This window comes from Tessaracoccus bendigoensis DSM 12906, from assembly GCF_900141915.1.
Classification (GTDB): domain Bacteria; phylum Actinomycetota; class Actinomycetes; order Propionibacteriales; family Propionibacteriaceae; genus Arachnia; species Arachnia bendigoensis.
On the sequence record NZ_FQZG01000069.1, the window covers coordinates 1 to 23,910 of the forward strand.

Here is a 23,910-nt window from a genome sequence, read left to right on the forward strand (position 1 = left end):
TGGATGCCGTCGGACTCCCCGGCCGTCGTCGGACTGCCCGCGAGAATGGGCCAGTGGTCGATTCTGATCCGTCTGGGGTCGAGTATCGGCCACTGCCCGAAGCTGAAGGCGGAAGCGCGGCAGTGGCACCCAGGCTCTGGTCGATTTTCCCGGGGAGACACACCAGAATCGACCACTGGTCGATTTTCGACGTCGGGTCAGAGCCTGTCGCGCGTCTTGAAGACCACGTAGGTCTCGACGCCGGGGTCTCAGCCTGTCGCGTCTCTTGAAGACCACGTGGCTCTCGACGCCGGCGTCTCAGTCTGTCGCGTCTCTTGAAGACCACGTAGCTCTCGACTCCGCTCAGAGCCGGTCGCGTCTCTTGAAGACCACGTAGCTCACGACGCCGGTCAGAGCCAGTCGCGCCACTTGAAGACCACGTACATCGTGAAGCCGGTGAACAGCATCAGCCCCAACCCCCACAGGTAGCCGAATTGCCAGTGGAGCTCGGGCATGTTGACGAAGTTCATGCCGTAGGTGCCTGCCACCAGGCTCGGCACGAACAAGACGCCAGCCCAGGCCGCGATCTTTCGCGAGTCCTCGGCCTGCTTCAGGCTGGCCGCCGTCATGTTGGTGACCTCCTCATTCTGCCGCTGCGTCTGCAGCGCGATGTTCAGGTCGAGGGTGCCCTTCAGCGTCTCCCGGAGGATCTCGACCCGCTCGTCGGTCATGATCGCGTGGTCCTCGATGTCGCGCAGTTCCTGGCCCACCAGGACAGGGGCGTCGACGAGAAGCCGGTCCGTCCGGATCTCGGCGATGATCTCGCGCAGCGGCCGGACGGCACGCTGGAAGTCGATCACCTCGCGCGAGAGCTGGTAGATGCGCTTGGACACCTGCGTGCTGCCGCCGAAGACCTGGGTCTCGATCTCGTCGATGTCGTTCTCGATGCCTAGAACGACCGGCTTGTAGTCGTCCACGACGGTGTCAAGGAGATGGAGGAGTACGGTTCGTGGCCCGATGGCCAGCAACTCGGGCTGCCGCTCGAGTGAGCCACGAAGCTCTGTCAGGTCGGGTGTGGCGGAATGTCTGAGGGTGATCACGAGCCGGTCGCTGACCAGGACATGGAGTTCGCCGAAGGCGACTGACTCGCTGCGCTCGATGTAGTCCGCAGCGCGCAAGACGAGGAAGCCCACGTCTCCGTAGCGCTCGAACTTGGGGCGCTGGTGCGCGACCACCGCATCTTCCACGAGGAGGGGGCTGATGGAGAACTGGCTGGCCAGGAGTTCCATCTCAGCCTTGCTCGGCCGCAGGAGCCCGGCCCAGGCGAAGCCGTCCGGGTGGCGGTCCAATCCTGCGAACAGGTCCTCGTATGTGGGCGGCGACTCGACCCTCAGCCCGTCGACGTAGATCCCGATGTCGACGATCGAGGAAACGGTGGATGGCAGGTCACTCACAAGCTGCCTCCTCGTCGGTCGTGCCCAGATTACCCCCGGGGCAGCGACTCGGCATGCACCTCTGCTGGGGTTTCCCGACGCAGGAGCGACCAGGCGATCCCACCCGCGGCGAGCAGCAACACGCCGACCAGCAGGGGCGGGGAGAACTGCCAGAGTTTCACGACGGCGGCCCATCCGATGAAGCCGACGGTGCCGTACAGGAAGGCCCAGAGCAGACCTCCGACGGTGACTGCCGGCAGGTAGCGGCGAAGCGGCATCCGGGTCACGCCTGCCGCAAGGTTGATCACGGTCTGGATGCCGATGGTGAGGAAGGACAGGGAGATCGCGGGCGCGCCCCACCGGTTCAGCCAGCGCGAAGCGTTGGCGTAGTGCTTCGAGCGCAGCAGCTTGGCGAGCCGGGTGTGTTCCGCGCCCGCCGTCATCCCGCGGCCGAGCCAGTAGGTGCCGTTCGCGCGGAGCATCACGATCACGAACAGTGCGGCGACCACCACGAGGTAGGGGGCATCCCAGGTCATGGGGTTGAACACAAGGCGCTCCTGGGTGGCTGAGGTACCGGAGCCGTCAGTCTAGCGGCAGTTTCCGAAATCCCCACGTGGCGAAAATCGGCTGGACGACAAGGGGTCTTCCCGGTTGCATTTGCAAACGCGCCTCTAATGAGTACACTCATTAGTGAGGCCACTCATTAGGAGGTGGGTCATGGAGGTCAAACCTCGAAGGGACCGAAACATGGACGCCAAGCGCGCCCGGATCCTGGCGGCAGCTTCCCGTCTGTTCGGCGGAGGCGGCTATGCGGCCGTGACCACCCAGGCCGTCTCCGATGCGGCCGACGTGGCGGCGGGCACCCTCTTCCGATACGCCAGGACCAAGGCCGACCTGTTGCTGATGGTCTACAACGAGGAGTTCGGGACGGCGATCGAGGAGGGCAGGCGGGTCGCCGCCAGAGTGGCGAATCCCGCCGAGGCGGCGTACGCGCTCATCGCACCCGTCCTCGAGTTCAACGCACGGCAGCCCGAGAACGCCATCGCGTACCAGCGTGAACTGCTGTTCGGGCACGGCGTGATGCTCCACCGCGAGGAGGGGCTGCGCCTCGTCGCAGGGCTTGAGGAGTCGATCGCGACCGTCCTGATGCAGTCGGCGCAGGTTGCTGAGGCCTCATCTGCTGAAGCGCACCGTGCCGCCCGGCTGATCTTCGGTGGCCTCCATCTGGCCCTGGCTGAGCCTTCCACGCACGCGCACCCCGACAAGTCGACCCCCGAAGAACTGCGTGCCCAGGTGGCGCTCGTGGTCCGGGGATTCCTCGACACCGTAAACACCGCGCCCGTCCACATCACGGGCACCGAAACCCAAGGAGACAAGAACTCATGACCCGCAAGGCATACCTGATCGGCGCCGGCATCGGCAGCCTTTCCGCCGCGGTCTACCTGATCCGAGACGGCCACTGGGACGGCTCCCAGATCACCATCCTCGGCCTCGACAAGCACGGGGCGAACGACGGCGACCGCGCAAGCGCCTACGAAGGCGAATACGGTCACCAGGCCCTGACCAACAATGCAGGCTTCGTGAACCGGGGCGGACGCATGCTCAACGAGGAGACCTACGAGAACCTGTGGGACATCCTCGGGACCATCCCCAGCCTCAACGCGCCGGGCCGCTCGGTCACCCAGGAGATCCTCGACTTCGACCACGCCCACCCCACCCGTGACATCGGTCGCCTGCTCGACGCCGACGGTCCGCGCACCAGGGGAGACGCCGACGACTACCGGCACATGCAGTTCGACAACGCCGACCGCCTGCTGCTGACCAAGCTGATGACGCTGCCGGAGTCGAAGGAGGACCAGCTCTCCGACGTCAGCATCGAGGATTGGTTCGCCTCCAGCCCGCACTTCTTCACGACCAACTTCTGGAGGATGTGGGAGACCACGTTCGCGTTCCTGCGCAACGACTCGGCCATGGAGTTGCGTCGCTACATGAACCGGATGATCCTCGAGTTCAGCCGGATCAACACCCTGGAGGGGGTCACCCGGACCCCGTACAACCAGTACGAGTCCATCATCCTGCCGATGCGGGCCTGGCTGAGCGACAAGGGCGTCGAGTTCATCGACAACCGGATGGTCACCGAGTTCGTCTTCGCCGACGACGACCCCATGCGCGACGAGATCCGCGTCGTCGGGCTCAAGTACCTCGAGGTCGACAACCACGACGCGCCCGGCCGCATCGACGTGGCCGACGGCGACCTGGTCTTCTGCACCAACGGGTCGATCACCGACTCGACGTCGCTGGGCGACCTCGACACCGCCGTCGTCGAGGACACCCGCTACGCCCCGTCGGCCGCGCTGTGGAAGCAGGCCACCGGGCAGTTCTACGGTCTCGGAAACCCCGACAAGTTCTTCGCGGACCGTACCCAGAGCGAGTGGACGAGCTTCTCCATCACCACCGACAATCACCTGCTGGTAAACGAGATCTCCGCGATCACCCGCCAGGAGCCGGGCAACGCGCTCAACACCTTCGTCGACAGCTCGGCCCTGATCTCGCTGGTGGTCCACCACCAGCCGCACTTCGCGGCCCAGAAGCCCAATGAGACGGTGTTGTGGGGCTACAGCCTGTACCCCCGGCGGGTGGGCGACTTCGTCAAGAAGCCGTTCATCGAGATGACCGGACGTGAGATGCTCACCGAGGTGCTCGGACAGCTCGACCGGGTCGACACCAGGGCCGTGACCATCGCGTCGAAGACCGACGAGATCTGGGAATCGATCGTCAACGTGGTGCCCGCCCACATGCCCTATGCCAGCGCGCTGTTCGCGTGCCGGGCGCAGGGCGACCGCCCGGCCGTCGTGCCGGCCAACTCGAAGAACCTGGCCTTCATCAGCCAGTTCGTCGAGATGCCCTTCGACATGGTCTTCACCGAGCAGTACTCCGTGCGGGCCGCGCAGGTCGCCGTCTACACCCTGCTCGGCCTGCCGTTGGAGCTGACGAAGCTGCACCACTATGAGAAGGACCCGCGCATCCTCGCCCGCGCCGCGGTGACGATGTTCCGCTGAGCGCGACGCCGGTAGACTCCGGCGGGTGCTGCTCCACCTGCTCCGCCACGGCCAGTCGACCTGGAACCTGGAGCGTCGGCTCCAGGGCCAGACGATGGACGTGCCCCTCACCCCGCTGGGGGTGGCGCAGGCCGAGGGTGCGCGCGACGCGTTGGCACACCGTCGGCTGATGGCGGTGCTCAGCAGCGACCAGGTGCGCGCCCTCGATACCGCCACCGTCGTCGCGACCGGGCAGGGGCTCCGGGTCGAACCCGAGCCGCGGTTGCGGGAGGTGGGGCTCGGGGCGTTGGAGGGGCTCCGCTACGACGAGCTGGTCGCGGAGGAGACCCCGCCGGGGATGGACGTCTCGGAGGTGCGTTGGGGAGGCGGCGAGTCGATGGCCGACGTCGCGGCCCGGCTCCGTCCACTCCTGGCCGACCTGGCGGGTCGCTTCGGCGTCGACGATGAGGTGCTGGTCGTCTCGCACGGCGACACGCTCAAGGTGCTGATCACGCTGCTCGACGGTGGGACGCACCGCGACATCGACTGGGACGCCTGGTCGACCTGGCCAAACGGCCACATCGAGACCCGTGGTTGGCTGGGACGATGAGCACTATCCCGGGTTCGATCGTCAAAACGGGCCATGTTTGCGGTCACATCGCAATCGAACCCGGGATAGTGCTCAAGGGCACACCCTCACCCGGCCGAGCCGGGCGTGCTAGCGTCGCGGCCATGCTTTCTAGTCGAGCGGTCGGGATAGCCCTGGGGGTCGTCGCCGACCGGGTCTTCGGCGACCCGACCAAGCACCACCCCGTCGCCTGGTTCGGCACCTGGGCGACCCGGGTCGAGCGGCACACCTACTCCGACGACACCCTCGCCGGGGCCCGGCACGTGGCCGCCACCGTCGCCCCCGTAGCCGTCGCCGCCATCGCCGTCGAGCGGCTTACCCGGAAACACCCCGTGGCCCACACCCTCGCGACCGCGCTCACCACCTGGGCGGTCGTCGGCGCACGCAGCCTCGCGCGCGAGGGGGAACTCATGGCAGACAAGCTCGACTCCGGCGACCTCGACGGCGCCCGCGAACGACTCGGCAACCTCTGCGGCCGAGACCCGGCAGGGCTAGACGAGCCCGAACTGGCCCGCGCCGCCGTCGAGTCGATGGCCGAGAACACCGCAGACGCCGCGGTCGCCTCGATCTTCTGGGGCGCGCTGCTCGGCATTCCCGGCCTGGTCGTCCACCGCTGCCTCAACACCCTCGACGCCATGGTCGGCCACCTCAACGACCGCTACCGCCGCTTCGGCACCGCCGCAGCCCGCCTCGACGACGCCGCCGATTGGGTGCCCGCACGGCTCACCGGCGCCGCGGCCTGCGCCCTGGCCCCCACCGTCGGGGGCGACCGGGCCCGCGCCTGGCGCACCATGCGCCGCGACGGCGCCAAACACCCTTCCCCGAACGGCGGCTGGTGCGAGTCGGCCTGGGCCGGGGCTCTCGGCGTGCAGCTCGGCGGCACCAACGTCTACTTCTCCCGCACCGAGACCCGGGACCTCCTGGGCGACGGCCCGCGGCCGAGGTCCGCCGAACTGCGCAGGGCCGCCCGGCTCGTCACCCTCGTCACCGCCGCCGTCACCGGTGTGGCGGCGGCGGCACTCCTCGCCTCTGGAAAGGCCCGCCGATGACCGGACTCCTGATCGCTGGCACCTCCTCGGACGCGGGCAAGTCGCTGTTCGTGACCGGGCTGTGCCGGGTGGCGCGCCGCCGAGGCATCGACGTCGCCCCATTCAAGGCACAGAACATGAGCAACAACTCGATGGTGTGCCTGGACGGTTCCGAGATCGGGCGCGCGCAGTACCTGCAAGCTATCGCCGCCGGGGTTGCGCCCGAGGCGGTCCTCAACCCCGTCCTGCTGAAGCCGGGCACCGACCGTCGCAGCTTCGTGGTGCTCCGCGGGCAGCCCTACGGCACCCTCGAGGCAGGCGAATACACCACCGGCCGCCGTCATCTCGCCGAGTCCGCGTTCTCCGCCTACGAGGAGCTCGCCGCCACGCACGAACTCGTCATCTGCGAGGGGGCAGGATCGCCCGCCGAGATCAATCTGCGCGTCGGCGACTACACCAACATGGGCCTGGCCAGGCGGTTTGATCTCCCCGTCGCGCTGATCGGCGACATCGACCGGGGCGGGGTGCTGGCGTCGATCTTCGGCACCTGGGGGCTGCTCGACGACGCCGACCGCGCCCTGCTCAGGGGCTACATCATCAACAAGTTCCGCGGCGACCAGGCCATCCTCGAGCCCGGTCTCGAGGAAATCACCGCCCGCACCGGGCTGACCGACTTCGGGGTCCTGCCCTGGCTGAACGGCGTCTGGATCGACGGCGAGGACGCCCTCGAGGTCGGCCGCTGGCGCAACGACGGCGGAGCTTCCGACCCGGGCGACCTGCGCGTCGCCGTCGTCCGGCTGCCCAGGATCTCGAACGCCACCGACGTCGACGCGTTGGCGCAGGAGCCAGGGGTGACCGTCGAGGTCACGCTCGACCCCCGTGTGGTCGAGGAGGCCGACCTGGCGGTCCTGCCCGGCACCCGCGCCACCCTCGACGACCTCGCCTGGCTCCGCGAGACCGGCATCGCGGAGGCCGTCGCCCGCCGGGCCGAAGCGGGTCGCGCCGTGCTCGGCATCTGCGGAGGGTTCCAGATGTTGGCGCGCACCATCGACGACGACGTGGAGGGGAGCGGCGTCGCGACCGGCCTCGGGCTGCTGCCCGTCGACATCGAGTTCCATGCGGAGAAGGTGTTAGGGCGCCCCGTTGGAAATTGGCGCGGGCACCCGGTCGACGGTTACACCATCCACCACGGCCGCCCCACCGTCGACCCCGGCGTCGAGCACTTCCTCGAGGGCGCGCACGTCGGCGCGGTGTGGGGGACGATGTGGCACGGGTCTCTGGAGTGCGACGACTTCCGCCGCGCCTGGCTGACGGCGGTCGCGAGCCAGGCCGGGTCGTCGTGGCTGCCACGCTCCGGCGGCACCGGTTTCGGTGCCCTGCGTGAGCAGATGATCGAGACGACCGCCGACGCGATCGAGGAGCACATCCGGGTCGATGAGTTGCTGAACCTGGCGAGGTAGCTCGATCGGTAACAGGAGGTGACGTGATGGCCTCTGCGGGAAGCGCCATCGAGCCTCGACGATTACGTCGAATCGACGTTTCTGTGAAGGACCCCGTCGCGGGCCACGAACACCCACGCCGACTTGCCTGAGGCCAACTCGAGCCACTCGCGGCGGAACAGGGGCGCGTTGATGGCGTCGACGGCGGCCAGTTCCGATTCCTCGATCCGGTAGCGCTTGCCTGCGACCAGGTCGTCCGGGTTTCCTGGCATCGCGGCGGGCTGGCTCGTGATGCCCAGCACCTCGCTCTGATGCTCTGGCACGTCGATCAGCCGTAGGCGGTAGCCCGGTAGCGAGTCGAGCTGGCCGATCAGGCGGCGCCCGTAGACGCGCCGGTGGACCTCGGTCTGGGTGAAGCTGCCGTAGCTGAAGATCTCGGTGCTGCCGCCGGTGACGACGGCGTGTGCGGGAGCGCCAAGCAGGTCGCACATCAGGTCGATGGCTCCCGGCAGATCTTCCGAGTGTCGGTCGGGCGTGATGGCTCCGGCCGCGATTGCGATCCTCAGTTGAGGCCCGGCCAGGCCCTGCACCACCATGGGGATCCCGCGTCGGCGCAGCGTCTCGCCGACCTCGCGCAGGGCCTCCGACCCGGAGGCGTCCAGCACCCGGGTCCGGTGCGCTCGGACGATGACCCCACGGACGTCGTCGACCGAGCTGACGGTGTCGATGAAGCGCCGCGCGTCGCCGTAGAACAGGGCGCCGTCGATCCGGAAGATGGCCACCGTGTCGTGCATGGCGTGTGTCGGGAAATCCACGAGGCCGTCCGGGGTGGAGGCGGGCAGGTACTCGCGGCGCACGGCCGAGGTCGAGGCCAGGTGGCGAAGGCTGAGGATCGCGGCCATGGCGACGCCGAGCAGGACCGCGGTGATGAGGTCGAGGACGACCGTGGTCACGAGCGTGGCGATGAACGTCACCCGGTCGGAGCGTGTGGTGCGCCAGATGCGCCCGGCGACCCCGAGGTTGATCATCCGCAACGCCGTCATGATGAGCACGCCGGCCAGCGCCGAGAGCGGGATCAGGGAGACCAGCGGGCCGAGCGCGTAGATGACGACTACCAGGACCAGCGCGTGGGTGATGGCGGCGACCCGGGTGCGGCCGCCGACCCGCGCGTTGACGGCGGTGCGGGCGATCGCGCCGGTGGCGGGCAGGCCCCCGAAGAAGCCGGAGGCGATGTTGGCCAGCCCCTGCCCGAACAGCTCGCGGTCCGCATTGGTGCGGGGAACCTCCGGCACGAAGCCGTCGGCGACGCGGGCGCTCAGCAGCGATTCGAGGGCGGCGAGCGCGGCCACCGCCACGGCCGGGCCCGCGAGCTGGGTGACCAGCTGCCAGGACCAGTCCGGCACGCTCGGCACGGGAAGGCTCGCGGGGAGTTCTCCGATGCGCAGCACGGGGAGCCCGGCGACCTGCGCCACCAGCGTCGCCACGACGATGGCGATCAGGGATGCGGGCAGGGCCTTCGCGAAGCGCTGCAGGATCAGGTGGATGACGACGACGCCGGCGACGACGCCGAGCGGCGCGATGGCCTTGACCCAGTCTGTCGCGAGCAGCGTCTGCCAACTCGAGACCAGCGTCGACTCCGAGTCTCCCTTCGGGGTGTCGAGGGCAAGGGGGATCTGCTGCAAAGCGATGATGATGCCGATGCCGAACGTGAACCCCTCCACCACCGGCCATGGGATGAGGTCGACCGTGCGGCCCATGCCGGTGATGCCCATGACCACCACGAGCAGCCCGGCCATGATGGCCAGCAGCGGCACCTTGTCGACGCCGTAGTGGGCCACGACCGGCAGCAGCACCACCGTCATGGCACCCGTCGGGCCCGAGACCTGCAGGTGCGAACCGCCGAAGATCGCGGCCACGACGCCTGCGACGACGGCCGTCACGAGACCGGCGGCGGCGCCGACACCGGAGGCGACACCGAAGCCGAGCGCGAGCGGAAGCGCGACGATGCCGACGGTGAGCCCTGCGACCAACTCTGAAGGGAGCCGCTTCTTCAGCCCCCGGTAGTCGTCGCGGGAGGGGAGAAGCGCGCGAAAGGATGTCAGCGGAACTTCTACACCTGCGATCTGCACTGCCCGGATACTACTCTCCTACATATTGTCGTAGAGGGGCGGCCCCCGGTGGGACGACGGCCGATCCTTCGACCAAGTCGACCCCGGCGCCCAGCCGGGGCGCGAAGTCTGCCAGACTTGGCAGCGCACGAGGTCGCGAGGAAGCCGGTGGAAATCCGGCACGGTCCCGCCACTGTTACCCCGTCGGGGGAGTCAGGAACTCGTCTCGTGCGAGTCGTTTCCATGGGCGAGGAACCCAGAAAGGCAAGGCACCCAAGTGGCGCACCATCTTTTCGTCGGCGTAGGCGTAGGCCCCGGCGACCCAGAACTCATCACCGTCAAGGCGGTCCGATTGTTGAGCGCGGCCGACGCGGTCCTTGTGCCCGCGACGGAGGAATCCGGCGACGGCCCCGGCCGGGCCGAACAGATCGTCACCGCGAACTGCCCCGAGGCGCGGATCGTGCGGATCCCGTTCTCAATGGCCTGCAGGCGCGGGATCAGCGAGAAGCGCAAGGCGTCCTGGCAGGCCTCAGCGGACGCCGCCGTCGAGGCCTTCCGCGACGGCGCAGCCGTGGTCGCCTTCGCGACGGTGGGCGACCCGAGCGTCTACTCGACGTTCTCCTACCTGGCCGCGCACGTCGTCGAACTGATGCCCGATGTCGAGGTGGGGGTCGTTCCCGGCATCACCGCGATGCAGGCGCTCGCGGCCGAAAGCCGAACGCCGCTGGTCGAGGGCACCGAGACGCTTGCGCTGGTGCCGGTCACGGCGGGCCTTGAGAAGCTCGGGGAGCTGCTCGACGTCGTCGACACCGTCGTCGCCTACAAGGGCGGACGGCGGATGCCCGAGGTCGCCGCGACGATCCGGGCAAAGGAGCGCGACGCTGTGCTCGGCGTCAACCTGGGCCTCGAACACCAGGAGCTTCACCGGCTGAGCGAACTCGACGATGACCGCGCCGCACCCTATTTCTCCACCGTGCTCGCCCCAGCGACCCGCAACGGGACGACCGGGGGGCGGCTGTGAACCGCGGGAAGGTCGTCTTCGTCGGCGCCGGCCCGGGCGCCGACGACCTGATCACCGTGCGCGGTTCCCGCGTCATAGCCCAGGCCGACATCGTCATCTGGGCCTCAAGCCTGGTGCATCCCGGCATAGTCGCCAACACCAAGCCCGGCGCCCTCGTGGTCGACTCGGCATCCGAGGCGTTGGAGGACACCGCCGCCCACTACCGTCGGGCGGCCGATGAAGGGCTGCTGGTGGCGCGCGTACACACCGGAGACCCCTCGATCTACGGCGCGACGGGGGAGCAGTACGAGATGTGCCGCCAGCTCGGGCTCGACTTCGAGACCGTCCCGGGCGTCTCGGCCTACTCGGCCACCGCGGCCCGGATGAACGCCGAGATCACGATCCCCGAGGTGTGCCAGTCGTTCATCCTCACCCGGCTTGAGGGCGGGCGCACCCCGATGCCTCCCCGCGAGACCGTCCGCGGATTCGCCGCCCACGGAGCGACCATGGCGCTCTACCTCTCCGCGGCCCGGAACAAGCAGCTTCAGGACGAACTCCTTGCCGGTGGCTACCCGCCCGAGACCCCCTGCATCATCGGCTACCGGGTGACCTGGCCAGACGAGCTGATGCTGCGCTGTGAGCTGGCCGAGCTCTCGGCCACCATGCGCGAACGCAAGCTGTGGAAGCACACCATCGTCATGGTCGGCCCGGCGCTGGCCGAGGGACACAGCGGCACCCGCAGCCACCTCTACCATCCAGGTTTCCGGCACGAGTACCGCGCCGCGCAGGCCGACGCCCAAACCGAACTTCGCGCCCACGGGGCCGGCGCCGTCTCACTGGAGGAACAGCGATGATCCACGTCCACGGCTATCTCGGCGAGCTGACGCCCGCCACCCGCGAACTGGCACGCACCGCGACCCTGGTCGTCGGGGGGCGCCGCCACCTCGCCGACCTCGGCGTCGAGGAGGAACGCCAGGTTGTCCTCGGCGCGCTGACGCCGGCGCTGGAGCGGCTTGCCGCACTCCGGCCCGACCAGGACGCCCTGGTCGTCGCCAGCGGTGACCCCGGATTTCACGGGATCGTGCGCCGCATCCGGATGGCGGGCCACCGCGTCAAGGTGGTCCCCGCGGTCAGCTCCGTCGCCGCCGCGTTCGCCGCCGTCGCGCTGCCCTGGGACGACGCGCTCGTGGTCTCCGCGCACGGCAAGCCGATCGACGAGGCCGTCGCCGCCGCGAAGTGGCACCCGAAGGTCGCGGTGCTCACTTCGCAAGGCGCAGGGGTCAAGGAGCTCGCGGCCGCCGTCGGCCATCTCGGCCGTCACTTCGTGCTGGCGGAGCGGGTCGGCGAGGCCGACGAGCGGGTGCGCGTGCTGAGCGCATCGGAGGCCCTCGCCGTCGACGACGTCGTGGAGCCGAACGTCGTGCTGATCCTCGACGGCACCCCAGACACCAGGGCGCTGATCTCAGGCGCGTCCTTCGCGCGGTCGCTCGACGATGAGCCCGTGGTCGGGCAGCTCACCAACTCCCCGGCCGCGCGCCACCACGCCGACCAGATCGACGGCGCCCTCGGTGTCGCCTCCATCCGCTACGACGGCCCCGCCTCCGAACAGCTGCCGAGGGCCTGGGCGGAATGCGACCTGATCGTCAGCCACCTGGCGCTCGGGGCCACCACGCGTCTGGTCGCGCCGCTGCTGCATGACAAGAAGACCGACCCCGGGGTGGTTGTCGTCGACGAGGCCGGGCGGTTCGCCGTCCCGCTGGTCGGCGGGCACGCCGGGGGAGCAAATGACCTGGCCCGCCGGATCTCGGCGGGCATCGGGGCGACCGCGGTGCTGACGACCGCCACCGACGCCCTCAACCTGCCGGCGCTCGACACCCTCGGCTGGCCGTACTCGGGCGACGTCGCCGGCGTCACCCGCGCCCTGATCGACGGCCGACCGGTCGTCGTGGAGAAGACGGACAACTGGCCGCTGCCGCCGCTGCCCGCGAACGTGACGGTCGACGCCGTCGACCCGGTCGCCCGGATCGTCGTGACGGACCTGGACGAGGCGCCGGCCTCCGAACTGCCGACGGTCGTGCTGCACCCCAGGAGCCTCGTGGTGGGCATGGGCTGCAACCGGGGCACGGATGTCGAGACCATCCGCGCCCTGCTCGACGCGACGCTCGCCGAGGCGGGCCTGTCGATCGACTCGGTCGCGGCCATCACCACCGTCGACGTCAAGGCTGGCGAGATCGGGTTCCTCAAGCTGGTCAAACAGTTGGGCGTCCCGCTGATCGACTATCCGGCTGACGAGTTGGCGACCTTCGAGGTGCCCACCCCGAGCGCCCTGGTGCAGGGGCACGTCGGCACCCCTTCGGTGTCCGAGGCGTCCGTGCTGGCCTACGGCGCCGACCTCATCGTGACCAAGCAGCGCAACACGGACGCGACGTGCGCCGTCGGACGCATCCCGGCGCGCGGCAAGCTCAGCGTCGTCGGGCTCGGCCCAGGGTCGCGTGACCTGCTCACCCAACGGGCGCAGGACGCGCTGCGGCAGGCGACCTTCATCGTCGGTTACGGCCCCTACGTCAAGCAGATCCGCGACCTGGCCCGCCCCGGCACCCGCATCTACGCCTCCAAGATGGGCACCGAGGAGGCCCGCACCGCCGCCGCGATCGACGCCGCCCGAAACGGGGAGAACGTCGCGCTGGTGTGCGGCGGCGACCCCGCGATCTACGCCATGGCCAGCCCGGTGCTGGAGCAGGGCACCGATGGCATCGACGTCGAGATCGTGCCGGGGGTGACGGCCAGCCTCGCCGTCTCGGCGATCCTCGGGGCGCCGCTCGGCCACGATCACGTGACGCTTTCGCTTTCCGACCTGCACACCACCTGGGACAACATCGAGAAGCGGCTCTTCGCCGCGGCCGACGGCGACTTCGTCGTCGCCTTGTACAACCCGCGCAGCCGCACCCGGTTGATGCACCTGCCGCGCGCCCTGGAGATCCTCGGCGCCAAGCGCGCCCCCGAGACCCCCATCGCGGTGGTGCAGCAGGCCGACCGGGCCAGGCAGAAGGTGCTGATGAGCACGTTGGAGGAGTTCCGGCCGGAATGGGTCGACATGAACTCGCTGGTGGTGGTCGGCTCATCGACCACCCGGTACGTGACCACGGGCGGCGGCGAGCGCCGCATGGTGACGCCCCGCGACTACAAGTGGATGCCGGAATCGGCCGAGGAGGAGACCAAGTGAGCACGCCCCTGATCATCGCCGCGCACGGCACCCGGGACGCCGAAGGTGAGGCCGTGTGCCGCAGCCTCGCCGAGCGCGTCGCCGGGATGCTGCCCGACGCCAAGGTCGCGCTGGGTTTCGTAGAGCTCAGCGAACCGTCGATCCCTGAGGCGCTCACCGAGGTCCTCACCGACGGACCGGGGCACCGGGCGGTGGTGGTGCCCCTGATGCTCGGCACCGGTGGTCATGTGCGAAGCGACATCCCCGAGTTCATCGCGGAAGCCCTTCAGCACGTGCCTGCCGCGCGGATCGATTACGCGGGCCACCTCGGTGCCGACCCGCGCCTCGTCTCGGTGGTCCGGGACCGGATCGCAGCGGCCCTCGGCGACTGGGACCCGGCCCGCACAACGCTGGTGTTCGTCGGACGCGGTGCCCTGGTGCCGGACGCGAACGCCGACCACGTCCGGCTCGCCCGGATGCACTACGAGGAGGGTGGCTGGGCCGACGTGGAGGCCGCGTTCATCCAGGTCACCCGCCCCTCGCTGCCAGAGGCCCTGGACCGGGCCTACGCAGCGGGGGCCCGGCAACTTGTGGTGATGGGGCACTGGCTGTTCCCCGGCCGACTCAGGCAGTGGACCATCGAACAGTCCGAGGCTTGGGCCGACGCTCACCCCTACGCTCAGGTTCGGGTCGCCGAGGTGATCGGCGACTGCGACGAGCTGGCGGAGGTGGTCGTCGACCGGTACCGCGAGACGCTGCCGGACGCCTCACCGTCCGGGTCGCCCGCTTACCTGACCGGCCTGCTCCTCGACGACCGCAGCGTCGTCGTCGTCGGCGCTGGACGCGTGTCGGCAAGGCGCGTGCCACGGCTGCTCGACTCGGGTGCCAAGGTCACCCTGATCGCGCCCGAGGCGACGGGCGGGCTCCGGCGTCTCGCAGAGGATGGCGCCCTCGAATGGCTGCCGCGCCCCTATCAGGAAGGCGACCTGGACGGCGCCTGGTACGCGCTCGCCTCGACCGATGATCCCGAGGTCAACGCCAGGGTCGCCGCGGATGCCGAGGCCGAGCACACGTTCTGCGTGCGGGCCGACGACGCCCGGCGAGGGTCGGCTTGGACGGCCGCGTCACACAGCGCGGGCGGGGTGAGCGTCGCCGTCATCGGCAACCGGGAGCCGCGCCGTTCCCGAACCGTGCGCGACGCGATCTTCGCGTCCCAGTCGGTGCGCCAGGCCATCTTCTCCGCGCTGACGGAGGGCTGAACCGTGGCCGACGCATACCTGCAGACGGGCAGCGAGATCTACGAGGAGTCGTTCCGGATCATCCGAGCCGAGACGAACCTGGAGCGCTTCCCGGCCGATGTCAGCCGGGCCGTGGTGCGGATGGTGCACGCGGCCGGGGCCACCGACATCGCCGACGACGTCGCCTTCACGCCCGGGGTGGTCGCCGCCGCCAACACGGCCCTGCGAGCGGGGGCAGCGATCCTGTGCGACTCGTCGATGGTGGCCACCGGCATCATCCGTTCGCGACTGCCGCGCGACAACGACGTGATCTGCCACATCAAGGACCCGGAGGTCGCCCGGGTCGCCGAGCGGGAGAAGATCACCAAGACCATGGCCGCGGTCGATCTGTGGCTTCCGCGCCTGGAGGGCGCCGTCGTCGCGATCGGGAACGCGCCCACCGCGCTGTTCCGGCTGCTCGAAGTGGTCGCGGCGACGGGGGTGCGCCCCGCCGCGGTGATCGGGATCCCGGTCGGCTTCGTCGGGGCGGCGGAGTCGAAGGAGGCCCTGATCGACAGCCCGCTCGGGCTGGACTACCTGGTCGTCAGGGGTCGCCGGGGCGGGAGCGCCATGACGGTGGCCGCCGTCAACGCGATCGCCAGCACCGATGAGTTGACCAACACCTCGCGTCAGGACTGATTCGGTCGGGGTCGGTTGAGCGTAGGTTGAGCTGGGCCGTGCGTCCTTTGAGCTGGGCTGTGCGTCGGTTGAGCCGGGCCGTGAGCTTGCGAACGCCCGCGTCGAAACCATCGTGACCTTTGTCCGGGGACCTTTGGTTGGCTCCCTGCGCCGTGTGCGGGGTGGTTTCGACACGCCTGCTCGCAGAGCTCGCCGGGCGGCTCAACCAGCGCGTCGGTTGAGCCGGTCCCGCCGCGCGGAGCGCCGGGGACCGTGACGAAACCATCGTGACCATTCACTCAGGCTCTCCCAAGGGTTCGCGCGCCTTAGGATCGCGATGTTCGTTCATGGATGAACCAACATCGCGATGTTAAGGCAAAGTAGGCGTCATCTCGGGACTTGTGGCCAGGATTCTGCACCGTGCGCGGGGTGGTTTCGTCACGCCTGCTCGCAGAGCTCGCCGGGCGGCTCAACCGGCGCGGGGCCTCGTTCGCACCTCGCGAGGCCGGTCAACCGGCTGCTGGGACGTACCCCACCCCGGTCGACCAGGCAGCGGTCCGGCATGCGAGACTGGCACCACCAACAATCATTCGAGCAGCAAAGAGGAACCCGGGAGTTTTCCGGGACGGTCGCGCCACTGTGAGCCACCCCGCGGGTGGAAGTCAGGAACTCGATCTGCTCGACCTGATCGCACGGGACGCGCAATCCCGTCGGAAGGAGAGCGATGCACATCGCTGAAGGGTTCCTACCACCCATCCAATGCGCCGTATGGTTCGCGGCTTCGGCGCCGTTCGTCATCCACGGTGCCCGCGCCGTGATAGCCAAAGCCAAGGAATCGCCCGAGAACAAGCTGCTCCTCGCGGCCGCTGGCGCCTTCACCTTCGTGCTCTCGGCCATCAAGCTGCCGTCGGTGACCGGCAGTTCGTCGCACCCGACGGGCACCGGCGCCGGCGCCATCCTTTTCGGACCGCCGGTGATGGCGTTCCTGGGGACGATAGTGCTTCTGTTTCAGGCGTTGTTGCTGGCCCATGGCGGCCTCACCACGCTTGGCGCCAACGTCTTCTCGATGGCGATCGCCGGGCCGTGGGCGGGCTACGGCATCTGGAAACTGATCCGCAGGACCTCGGCACCAGCCTGGGTCGGGGTGTTCTTCGCCATGGCCGTGGCCGACCTCGTCACCTACTGCGTCACCTCCGTCCAACTGGCCATCGCGTTTCCCGACGCGGCCAGCGGTTTCGCCGGGGCCCTGACGAAGTTCCTCACTGTCTTCGCCGTCACCCAGATCCCCCTCGCGGTCGCCGAAGGTGTCCTCGGCGTGCTCCTATTCGGGTTCTTCACCCGCGTCGCCGCACCCGAACTGCTCCGCCTCGGGGTCCTCAAGGAGAAGGAGGTCGCACATGTTTAAGCGCAAGGACTGGCTCATCGGCCTCGGACTGGTCGCGATCATCGTCGTGATCTTCGTGTTCAGCTTCTCGATGGCACCCGAACCGGCAGACGGGGAGGAGTCGTTCGGAGGCACCGACTCCGCCGTCACCGCCATCCTCGAGGAGCAGGGCGTGGAGCCTTGGTTCAGCCCGATCTTCGAGCCGGGCTCGGGCGAGATCGAATCCGGCCTGTTTGCCTTGCAGGCGGGACTCGGTGGCGCCATTCTCGGGTTCGCGCTCGGCCAGCTCCGAGGCCGGGCCGCTGCCCGCAAGGAGCTCGCAACGGCCGACAGTGACTAGCCACGACACCACCATCGACGACGCCGCCTGGGCCAGCCCCTGGCGGCGGCGTCGCGTGGGGGAGAAGGTGCTGCTGAGCGTCTCCTTGGTGCTCACCGCCCTCCTGACCCCGCCCTGGCCCGGGTGCGTCCTGGTCGCCTGCCTTTCCGTGTTCCTCATCCTCGGACCCGCCCGGATCCGGGCGAGCCTGCTCGCGACGGTGATGATCGCGCCGGTCACCTTCCTGATCATCGGGGCCCTGCCCGTGGCGATCCACTTGGGCGGCGATGGATGGGGCATCGGCCCGGTGCGCATCAACGCCGACGGGGCGACCACAGCCCTCGGCCTGATCGCCCACGGCATCGCCGGCACCCTTGCGCTGATGGTGCTGGCCACCACGACACCCATGGTCGACGTCATCACGTGGCTGCGCGCCCTCCGGGTTCCCGACCCGCTGCTCGACATCGCCTCCCTGACCTACCGATTGTTGTTCGTGCTGCTGTCGACCACTCTCGCCGTGCGTCAGGCGCAGGTCGCCCGGCTGGGGGACGCCGCGTCCTGGCGACGGCGCTGGCACGCGCTGGCCTCCACCATCGGCAGTATCATCCTGCGAAGCTGGCAGCGGGCCACCAACCTGCAGCGCGGCCTCGAGGGGCGTGGCTACGAGGAGTCGCTCCGAACGCTCAGCCCTAGGCGCGCCAGGAGTTGGCCGTTCATCGGCGTGAGCTTGGCCAGCGTTGCAGGGGTGTGGGCGACGTGCTGGGTGCTGGCATGACCGCGCTTCTTGAGGCCGCCGCCGTCACCCTTGGATTCCATGACCACGTGGTGCTGCGCGACGCGAGCCTGACGATCCGGCGCGGTAGTCGGATCGCGTTGTTGGGGGCGAACGGCTCGGGGAAGACGACCCTGCTCAGCGCCCTGTCAGGCGCCCTCGAGCCCTCCGTCGGGGTCGTGCGGTTCGGCGGGCAGGACCTCAGGCACGATCGCCGCAACCTCCGCGAGCATCGGCGCCACGTCCAACTGGTGCTGCAGGACCCGGACGACCAGCTGTTCTCCGCCGACGTCACGCAGGACGTGTCGTTCGGCCCGCTCAACCTCGGCCTGGACGAGGCGACTGCGTGGGCAAGGGTCGAGGAGGCGCTGAACCTCCTGTCGGTGACCCATCTGGCCGAGCGACCCACCCACCAGCTCAGCTACGGGGAACGCAAGCGGGTCGCCATCGCGGGTGCCGTCGCGATGCGCCCCGAGGTACTGCTGCTGGACGAGCCGACGGCAGGTCTCGATCCCGTCGGCGTCGCCGAACTGATGGCCACACTCGCCGGGCTGGGAACGACGGTTGTGCTCGCCACGCACGACGTCGACCTAGCGCTCAGCTGGGCCGACGAAGTGGCGGTGGTAAGCGACGGCGGTGTCCGGCAAGGCACGCCGAGCCTGCTGCTGGACGCGGCGCTCATCCGGTCGGCGAGGCTGCGGATGCCCTGGCAGTTGGAACTTGTCACCCGGCTGGGGCTCCCGGTCGACCCGCTGCCACGCACCATCGACGATGTCCTGACAAGGATCGGCCGGTAGCGGCTCTCACTCCTTGACGACGGCCCACTGGGTGACGGTGCGCGCCGGTTTCCAGCCGAGCAGCGAGCCGAGCGGTTCGAGCGTCTCTACCTGGATCCTGCTCACCTGCCCACCCCAGGTCGCGTGGGCCTCGGCACACAACGCCTCCGCCTCAAGCGTGATGCCGTGTACCACCAGACGGCCCCCCGGCTTGAGGGCCTCCATCGCCACCTCCAACACCTCGATGGTGCCCCCGCCGCCGACGAAGACCGCGTCGGGGGCGGGCAACATGGGCAGGGACTCGGAGACCTCACCGAGGATCACGGAGAATGACCCGCCCCGGGTCAGCCGGTCGGCGTTGAGCAGCGCCCGCTCGGCCCGGTCGGCGCGACGCTCCAAGCCGATCGCCTTGGCTCCTTCGGCGCCCCGGCACCACTCGATGGCGATGGATCCGGCCCCGGTGCCGACGTCCCAGAGAAGCTGACCTGGCATGGGTCGCAGGTGGGCCAGTGCGCTGGCGCGGACATGCCTCTTGGTGATGAGTCCGTCGCTTTCGAATGCGTCGTCGGGGAGGCCAGGGGCGTTGCCGAGCAGGGAGCAGTCGCGGTCGATGATCACAAGCAGACCCTAGCCTGCCCCGGCCGACTCGGCCGTGACAGGATGAACCCTGTCGATGACGAGGAATCCGGTGCGAATCCGGAGCGGTCCCGCCACTGTGAGCTGCCTGAGGTAGCGAGCCAGGGCATCGGAATCGACTGCGGCAGTGCCGCACCGAACATGAACGCAGGCGCGGACCTGCAGGAGGAAGAATCCAGATGCTCCCCAATTGCCGGTGGCCACGATGAGCCGCGGGGCGACCCCGGTCGATCCCGATGACGGCCTCACCACGAAGGAGCGCCGCAACCGTCCCGTCCTGATGGTCAACACCGGAGACGGGAAGGGTAAGACGAGCGCCGCCTGCGGCGTGGCGCTGCGGGCCTGGGCGCAGGGCTGGCCGATCGGCGTCTACCAGTTCGTAAAATCGGCGGCCTGGAAGCCGGGGGAACGCGACGCGTTGTTGGCCCTCGGTGAGCTCCGCGGCGATGTCACTTGGGAGCGGATGGGCACCGGTTGGTCCTGGTCGAAGGCGACCGATCCGTCCGATGCCCGTGCTGCCGCCGTCGAGGGTTGGGAGGCGATCAAGGCGGGGTTGGCCGAGGAACGACACCGGTTCTGGCTGCTCGACGAGTTCACCTACCCGGTCGCCAGGGGGTGGCTCGACCTGGCCGACGTCGTCGACACCCTCGCGTCGCGTCCCGGCACACAGCACGTCGTGATCACGGGGCGGGGGTGCCCGCAGGAGATCATCGGGATCGCCGATCTGGTCACCGAGATGAGCAAGATCAAACACCCGTTCGACAAGGGACAGCGCGGGCAGGCGGGGATCGAATGGTGAGCGTGCCCCGCGTCGTGATCGGCGCGCCCAGCTCCGGGCAGGGCAAGACGACGGTCGCGACCGGTCTGATGGCGGCGCTGCGGGACCGCGGCCTGGCGGTTGCGCCGTTCAAGGTCGGCCCCGACTACATCGACCCCGGCTACCACGGCCTGGCCGCCGACAGGCCGGGGCGCAACCTCGACCCCTTCCTGACGGGCGAAGAGTTGGTCGCGCCGCTGTTCGCCCACGGCGCCGAAGGTGCAGACGTCGCGGTCGTCGAGGGCGTCATGGGACTGTTTGACGGGAGGCTCGGCACCGAGGGCTTCGCGTCGACGGCGCACGTTGCCGGCCTGATCGACGCCCCCGTGGTGCTGGTGGTCGACGTCCGGCACACGTCGCGCAGCATCGGTGCGCTGGTGCACGGCATGTCCACGTTCGACCCGGCCATCCAGATCGCGGGAGTGGTGATCAACCAGGTCGGCAGCCAGCGTCACGAGCGGGAGGTGCGTGACGCGCTGCGCGTCCCGGTGTTGGGGGCGCTGCCCCGCAACCTCGACATCGAGGCTCCATCCCGGCACCTCGGGCTGGTGCCCGCGGCCGAACGCGACGACGCGGGCATCCGGGCGATGGGGGAGACGGTGGCGCGCTACGTCGACCTTGACGCCGTCCTGGCCGTCGCGTCCCTGGCGCCGGTCCTTGATGTTTCGCCATGGGATCCGGCAGCCGTCGTCTCCCCGTCGGGTACCGCCAGGCCGCGGATCGCGATCGCCGGTGGACGCGCGTTCACCTTCCGCTACCCCGAGACCGACGAACTGCTCGTGGCGGCCGGGTGCGACCCGGTGGCCTTCGATCCGCTCACGGCGACCTCCCTTCCCGAAGGCACCGCCGGGCTGTGGATCGGCGGCGGGTTCCCCGAAATCCACGCCGAGGAGCTGGCGGGCAACAAGGCGCTGCTCGCCGACATCGCTGCCGCCGTCAAGGCCGGGCTCCCGACGGTCGCCGAGTGCGCGGGCCTGCTCTACCTTGGCGACGAGCTCGACGGTCGCCCCATGGCCGGTGCCCTGCCCGGCACCGCCGCGATGACGGGGCGTCTCACGATGGGCTACCGCACGGCCACCAGCGACGCCGACAACCTGCTGGGGCGAGTCGGTGAGCAGGTCACCGGGCACGAGTTCCACCGGACGCAGGCTACGGTCGGCGACTCCCCGGCCTGGCTGCTCGACGGTCGACCGGACGGGGTGGCCTCGCCGAGCCTCAGCGCCTCGTACCTGCACGTGCACTGGGCCGGGCATCCGCAGCTGGCCCAGCGGTTCGCCGACGCGGCGCACGCATTTGTGGGCAACGGCTGGGCGACGGCCCCCGCGCGACTAGCACTGTCGGAGCCTGAGAGGCTCGAACAAGATCTCGATCACCACGGCGACCGCGACCTCGCCCCCGGCCTGACCGACCTCGCAGTCAACGTGCGGCAACCGTCGACACCCAGCTGGTTGCAGGATGCGATCACCCGTGACGCCGACTGGGCCGCCTATCCCGATACGGCACCGGCACGCGAGGCGATCGCCAGGTATCACGGCGTCGACCCGGCCATGGTGCTGCCGGTCGCGGGTGCGGCCGAGGCGTTCAGTCTCATAGCGCGCGGCATCCCCGGTGACTCGCTGATCATCCACCCACAGTTCACGGAACCGGAGGCCGCGCTGCTGGCCGCCGGTCGGCGTCCGAGGCGCCACCTGCTTGGCGCCGTCGATGGATTCCGGCTGTCGGCGGGGAGTGTTCCCGCCGCCGAGCTGACGATCGTGGGAAACCCAACCAATCCGACGGGGGTGCTGCACACCCGCGACGTGCTGCTTGCGCTGCGGGCCCGTGTGCTCGTCGTCGACGAGGCCTTCCTGGACGCCGTGCCTGGGGAACCCGAGACGTTGATCGAGCCGGAGATGCCGGGACGATTGGTACTCAGGTCGTTGACCAAGACCTGGGCGCTTGCGGGGATCCGCGCAGGATATGTGGTCGGAGACCCCGCCCTGATAGCGCTCCTGACGCGGCAGCAGGCGCCCTGGTCGGTCTCGACCCCGGCGATCGCGGCCATGTGCGCCTGCCTGACGCCCCAGCGTCGGGACGAATCCGAGGAGTTGGCCCGGGCCGCCGAGGTCGGACGGATTGACCTGGCCGATCGGCTCCGATCCCTCGGGCTCGACCCGGTCGACGGTGCGGCACCGTTCGTGCTGGTCGACACCGTCTCCATCGCATCACGGTCGCTGCGCGGTGACCTGGCGGCCCACGGCTACGCTGTGCGTCGGGGTGAGAGTTTTCCAGGCCTGGGCCCGACGTGGCTACGTCTCGCGGTCCGCGACCCCCAGACACACCAGGGCCTCGTCGAGGCCCTCAACGAGATCAAGGAAGAGCATGCAGTCTGAACTGACCCCCGGAGAGGTCGTCCTGGTCGGTGGTGGCCCGGGCGATCCAGACCTGCTCACCGTAGCCGGGCTCCGCGCGATCCAGCAGGCCGACGTCGTGGTCCACGACCGACTCGGGGCAAACGCGGCGCTCGCGGAGACCCGCGCCGACGCCGAGCTCGTCAACGTCGGAAAGATCCCCAGGGGCGACTTCACGCCTCAGGAGGACATCAACGCCCTGCTCGTCGACCGGGCCTGCAAGGGGCTGAAGGTCGTGCGGTTGAAGGGCGGTGACAGTTTCGTCTTCGGTCGTGGGGGAGAGGAATGGTTGGCCTGCGCCGAGGCGGGGGTCCCGGTGCGGGTCATTCCCGGGGTGACGTCGGCCGTCTCGGTGCCCGCGTTGGCCGGCATCCCGGTGACCCACCGGGGCATGTCGCAGGGGTTCACGGTGGTCAGCGGACACGTCCCGCCGGGCGATCCGCGCAGCGACGTGAACTGGGATGCGCTGGCCCGCTCCGGCACGACACTGGTGCTGCTGATGGCGGTGCAGAACCTGCCCCTGATCGCGGCGCACCTGATCGGGGCCGGCCTGTCGGCCACCACGCCGACGGCCATCGTCTCGGACGGGTCGACCGAGCACCAGCACCGGCTGAGCAGCACGCTCGGAGAGGTCGGTGACGTGGCCGAGGTCGAGGGGGTGCGGCCGCCTGCGATCGTGGTGGTCGGTGAGGTCGCCGGATTCGACTTCTCCGCGGTGGGTTGATCCGCGTTGGTTGAGCCGCCTTGTGAGGGACGAGCAAGGCCCCGCGCCGGTTGAGCCGCCTTGTGAGGGACGAGCAAGGCGTGTTGAAACCACCTCGCGCCCGGGGCAGATTCCCGACGACAGCATCTTGAGAGACTCCGCGGCAAGGTCCGATGGTTTCGTCAGGCCAAGCACGCAAATGAGCAGGATCTACTGCTCATTGGCCAGATGCTGGCATCGTCAGCAGACAACACCGTCGTTGCTTCAATGAGTTACAGATCCTGCTCAAATCTGGGCCCAGCTGACGGGGGTTTCGACGGCGTCGGAGTCGGACGGCTCGGGGGTGCGGGCCACGGATGCAAA

The 23,910-nt window shown here is 69.4% G+C and carries 21 protein-coding genes and 2 riboswitches; of the genes, 17 read left to right on the forward strand and 4 right to left on the reverse strand.

Translation table 11 applies throughout. From position 1 onward, the window contains the following. Positions 1-389: 389 nt before the first annotated feature. Together BUC15_RS15120 and BUC15_RS20830 are read right to left on the reverse strand one after the other, a co-directional pair. The gene (locus BUC15_RS15120) at positions 390-1,433 is read right to left on the reverse strand and encodes a magnesium and cobalt transport protein CorA (RefSeq protein ID WP_175558362.1); all 1,044 of its coding nucleotides are present in this window, start codon (positions 1,431-1,433) and stop codon (positions 390-392) included. A 29-nt stretch (positions 1,434-1,462) separates the two neighbouring features. After that, positions 1,463-1,960 (reverse strand): DedA family protein, encoded by a 498-nt coding sequence (locus BUC15_RS20830; protein ID WP_245788007.1) that lies wholly within the window; start codon positions 1,958-1,960, stop codon positions 1,463-1,465. 169 nt (positions 1,961-2,129) lie between these two features. Here BUC15_RS20830 and BUC15_RS15130 point away from each other — a divergent pair, with 169 nt between their 5' ends. From BUC15_RS15130 to BUC15_RS15150, 5 genes are all read left to right on the forward strand, one after another. Continuing rightward, positions 2,130-2,798, forward strand: a complete 669-nt coding sequence (locus BUC15_RS15130; RefSeq protein ID WP_073189816.1) for a TetR/AcrR family transcriptional regulator — start codon at positions 2,130-2,132, stop codon at positions 2,796-2,798. Beyond that, positions 2,795-4,471, forward strand: a complete 1,677-nt coding sequence (locus tag BUC15_RS15135; RefSeq protein WP_073189818.1) for an oleate hydratase — start codon at positions 2,795-2,797, stop codon at positions 4,469-4,471. Before BUC15_RS15130 ends, BUC15_RS15135 begins: the two co-directional genes overlap by 4 nt. A gap of 25 nt (positions 4,472-4,496) precedes the next feature. After that, positions 4,497-5,060, forward strand: a complete 564-nt coding sequence (locus BUC15_RS15140; protein WP_073189820.1) for a histidine phosphatase family protein — start codon at positions 4,497-4,499, stop codon at positions 5,058-5,060. A 122-nt stretch (positions 5,061-5,182) separates the two neighbouring features. Then, a complete protein-coding gene (locus BUC15_RS15145) occupies positions 5,183-6,127 on the forward strand; it encodes a cobalamin biosynthesis protein (protein ID WP_073189822.1) in 945 nt (314 codons plus the stop codon). Next, entirely contained in the window at positions 6,124-7,566 is a 1,443-nt protein-coding gene (locus BUC15_RS15150) for a cobyric acid synthase (RefSeq protein WP_073189824.1), read from the forward strand. Before BUC15_RS15145 ends, BUC15_RS15150 begins: the two co-directional genes overlap by 4 nt. A 62-nt stretch (positions 7,567-7,628) precedes the next feature. Here BUC15_RS15150 and BUC15_RS15155 read toward each other — a convergent pair whose 3' ends face one another. Next, a complete protein-coding gene (locus BUC15_RS15155) occupies positions 7,629-9,674 on the reverse strand; it encodes a solute carrier family 23 protein (RefSeq protein ID WP_073189826.1) in 2,046 nt (681 codons plus the stop codon). A 113-nt stretch (positions 9,675-9,787) separates the two neighbouring features. Next, positions 9,788-9,896, forward strand: a riboswitch (cobalamin riboswitch). Between the two features lie 34 nt (positions 9,897-9,930). On the opposite strand from BUC15_RS15155, the gene cobI reads away from it, so the two are divergent. The 9 genes from cobI (at position 9,931) to BUC15_RS15200 (ending at position 19,022) form a co-directional block, all read left to right on the forward strand. After that, positions 9,931-10,674 carry a precorrin-2 C(20)-methyltransferase gene (cobI, locus tag BUC15_RS15160; RefSeq protein WP_073189828.1) on the forward strand — a complete coding sequence of 248 codons (744 nt, stop codon included), beginning with the start codon at positions 9,931-9,933 and terminating at the stop codon, positions 10,672-10,674. Further along, a complete protein-coding gene (cobM, locus tag BUC15_RS15165; RefSeq protein WP_073189830.1) occupies positions 10,671-11,507 on the forward strand; it encodes a precorrin-4 C(11)-methyltransferase in 837 nt (278 codons plus the stop codon). The genes cobI and cobM overlap by 4 nt, the downstream gene beginning before the upstream one ends. After that, positions 11,504-13,876 carry a precorrin-3B C(17)-methyltransferase gene (cobJ, locus tag BUC15_RS15170; protein ID WP_073189832.1) on the forward strand — a complete coding sequence of 791 codons (2,373 nt, stop codon included), beginning with the start codon at positions 11,504-11,506 and terminating at the stop codon, positions 13,874-13,876. Before cobM ends, cobJ begins: the two co-directional genes overlap by 4 nt. Next, positions 13,873-15,114 (forward strand): CbiX/SirB N-terminal domain-containing protein, encoded by a 1,242-nt coding sequence (locus BUC15_RS15175; protein ID WP_245788008.1) that lies wholly within the window; start codon positions 13,873-13,875, stop codon positions 15,112-15,114. Before cobJ ends, BUC15_RS15175 begins: the two co-directional genes overlap by 4 nt. A 3-nt stretch (positions 15,115-15,117) precedes the next feature. Continuing rightward, positions 15,118-15,771, forward strand: a complete 654-nt coding sequence (locus BUC15_RS15180; RefSeq protein WP_073189834.1) for a precorrin-8X methylmutase — start codon at positions 15,118-15,120, stop codon at positions 15,769-15,771. Positions 15,772-16,474: 703 nt separating this feature from the next. Further along, positions 16,475-17,155: an energy-coupling factor ABC transporter permease gene (locus BUC15_RS15185; RefSeq protein WP_073189836.1), complete on the forward strand. Its 681-nt coding sequence runs from the start codon at positions 16,475-16,477 to the stop codon at positions 17,153-17,155. Beyond that, positions 17,148-17,474 (forward strand): energy-coupling factor ABC transporter substrate-binding protein, encoded by a 327-nt coding sequence (locus BUC15_RS15190; protein WP_073189852.1) that lies wholly within the window; start codon positions 17,148-17,150, stop codon positions 17,472-17,474. Before BUC15_RS15185 ends, BUC15_RS15190 begins: the two co-directional genes overlap by 8 nt. Then, positions 17,467-18,228: a cobalt ECF transporter T component CbiQ gene (gene cbiQ, locus BUC15_RS15195; RefSeq protein WP_139280299.1), complete on the forward strand. Its 762-nt coding sequence runs from the start codon at positions 17,467-17,469 to the stop codon at positions 18,226-18,228. The genes BUC15_RS15190 and cbiQ overlap by 8 nt, the downstream gene beginning before the upstream one ends. Next, the gene (locus BUC15_RS15200) at positions 18,225-19,022 is read left to right on the forward strand and encodes an energy-coupling factor ABC transporter ATP-binding protein (protein ID WP_073189838.1); all 798 of its coding nucleotides are present in this window, start codon (positions 18,225-18,227) and stop codon (positions 19,020-19,022) included. The genes cbiQ and BUC15_RS15200 overlap by 4 nt, the downstream gene beginning before the upstream one ends. A gap of 6 nt (positions 19,023-19,028) precedes the next feature. Here the strand turns inward: BUC15_RS15200 and cbiT are convergent, their stop codons facing one another. Next, a complete protein-coding gene (cbiT, locus tag BUC15_RS15205) occupies positions 19,029-19,619 on the reverse strand; it encodes a precorrin-6Y C5,15-methyltransferase (decarboxylating) subunit CbiT (protein WP_073189841.1) in 591 nt (196 codons plus the stop codon). Between the two features lie 7 nt (positions 19,620-19,626). Beyond that, a riboswitch (cobalamin riboswitch) is annotated at positions 19,627-19,771 on the forward strand. Positions 19,772-19,842: 71 nt separating this feature from the next. Between cbiT and cobO the strand changes: the two genes are divergently transcribed. Genes cobO through cobA form a run of 3 tightly spaced genes read left to right on the forward strand, consistent with a single transcriptional unit; the run spans position 19,843 to position 23,568 of the window. Continuing rightward, positions 19,843-20,436 carry a cob(I)yrinic acid a,c-diamide adenosyltransferase gene (gene cobO / locus BUC15_RS15210; RefSeq protein WP_073189855.1) on the forward strand — a complete coding sequence of 198 codons (594 nt, stop codon included), beginning with the start codon at positions 19,843-19,845 and terminating at the stop codon, positions 20,434-20,436. Then, complete coding sequence (cobBC, locus tag BUC15_RS15215; RefSeq protein ID WP_175558363.1) at positions 20,430-22,826, forward strand: bifunctional hydrogenobyrinic acid a,c-diamide synthase/histidinol phosphate aminotransferase CobBC; 2,397 nt, start codon at positions 20,430-20,432, stop codon at positions 22,824-22,826. The genes cobO and cobBC overlap by 7 nt, the downstream gene beginning before the upstream one ends. Continuing rightward, positions 22,816-23,568, forward strand: a complete 753-nt coding sequence (gene cobA, locus BUC15_RS15220) for a uroporphyrinogen-III C-methyltransferase (RefSeq protein ID WP_073189843.1) — start codon at positions 22,816-22,818, stop codon at positions 23,566-23,568. Before cobBC ends, cobA begins: the two co-directional genes overlap by 11 nt. The last annotated feature ends 342 nt before the right edge of the window (positions 23,569-23,910 follow it).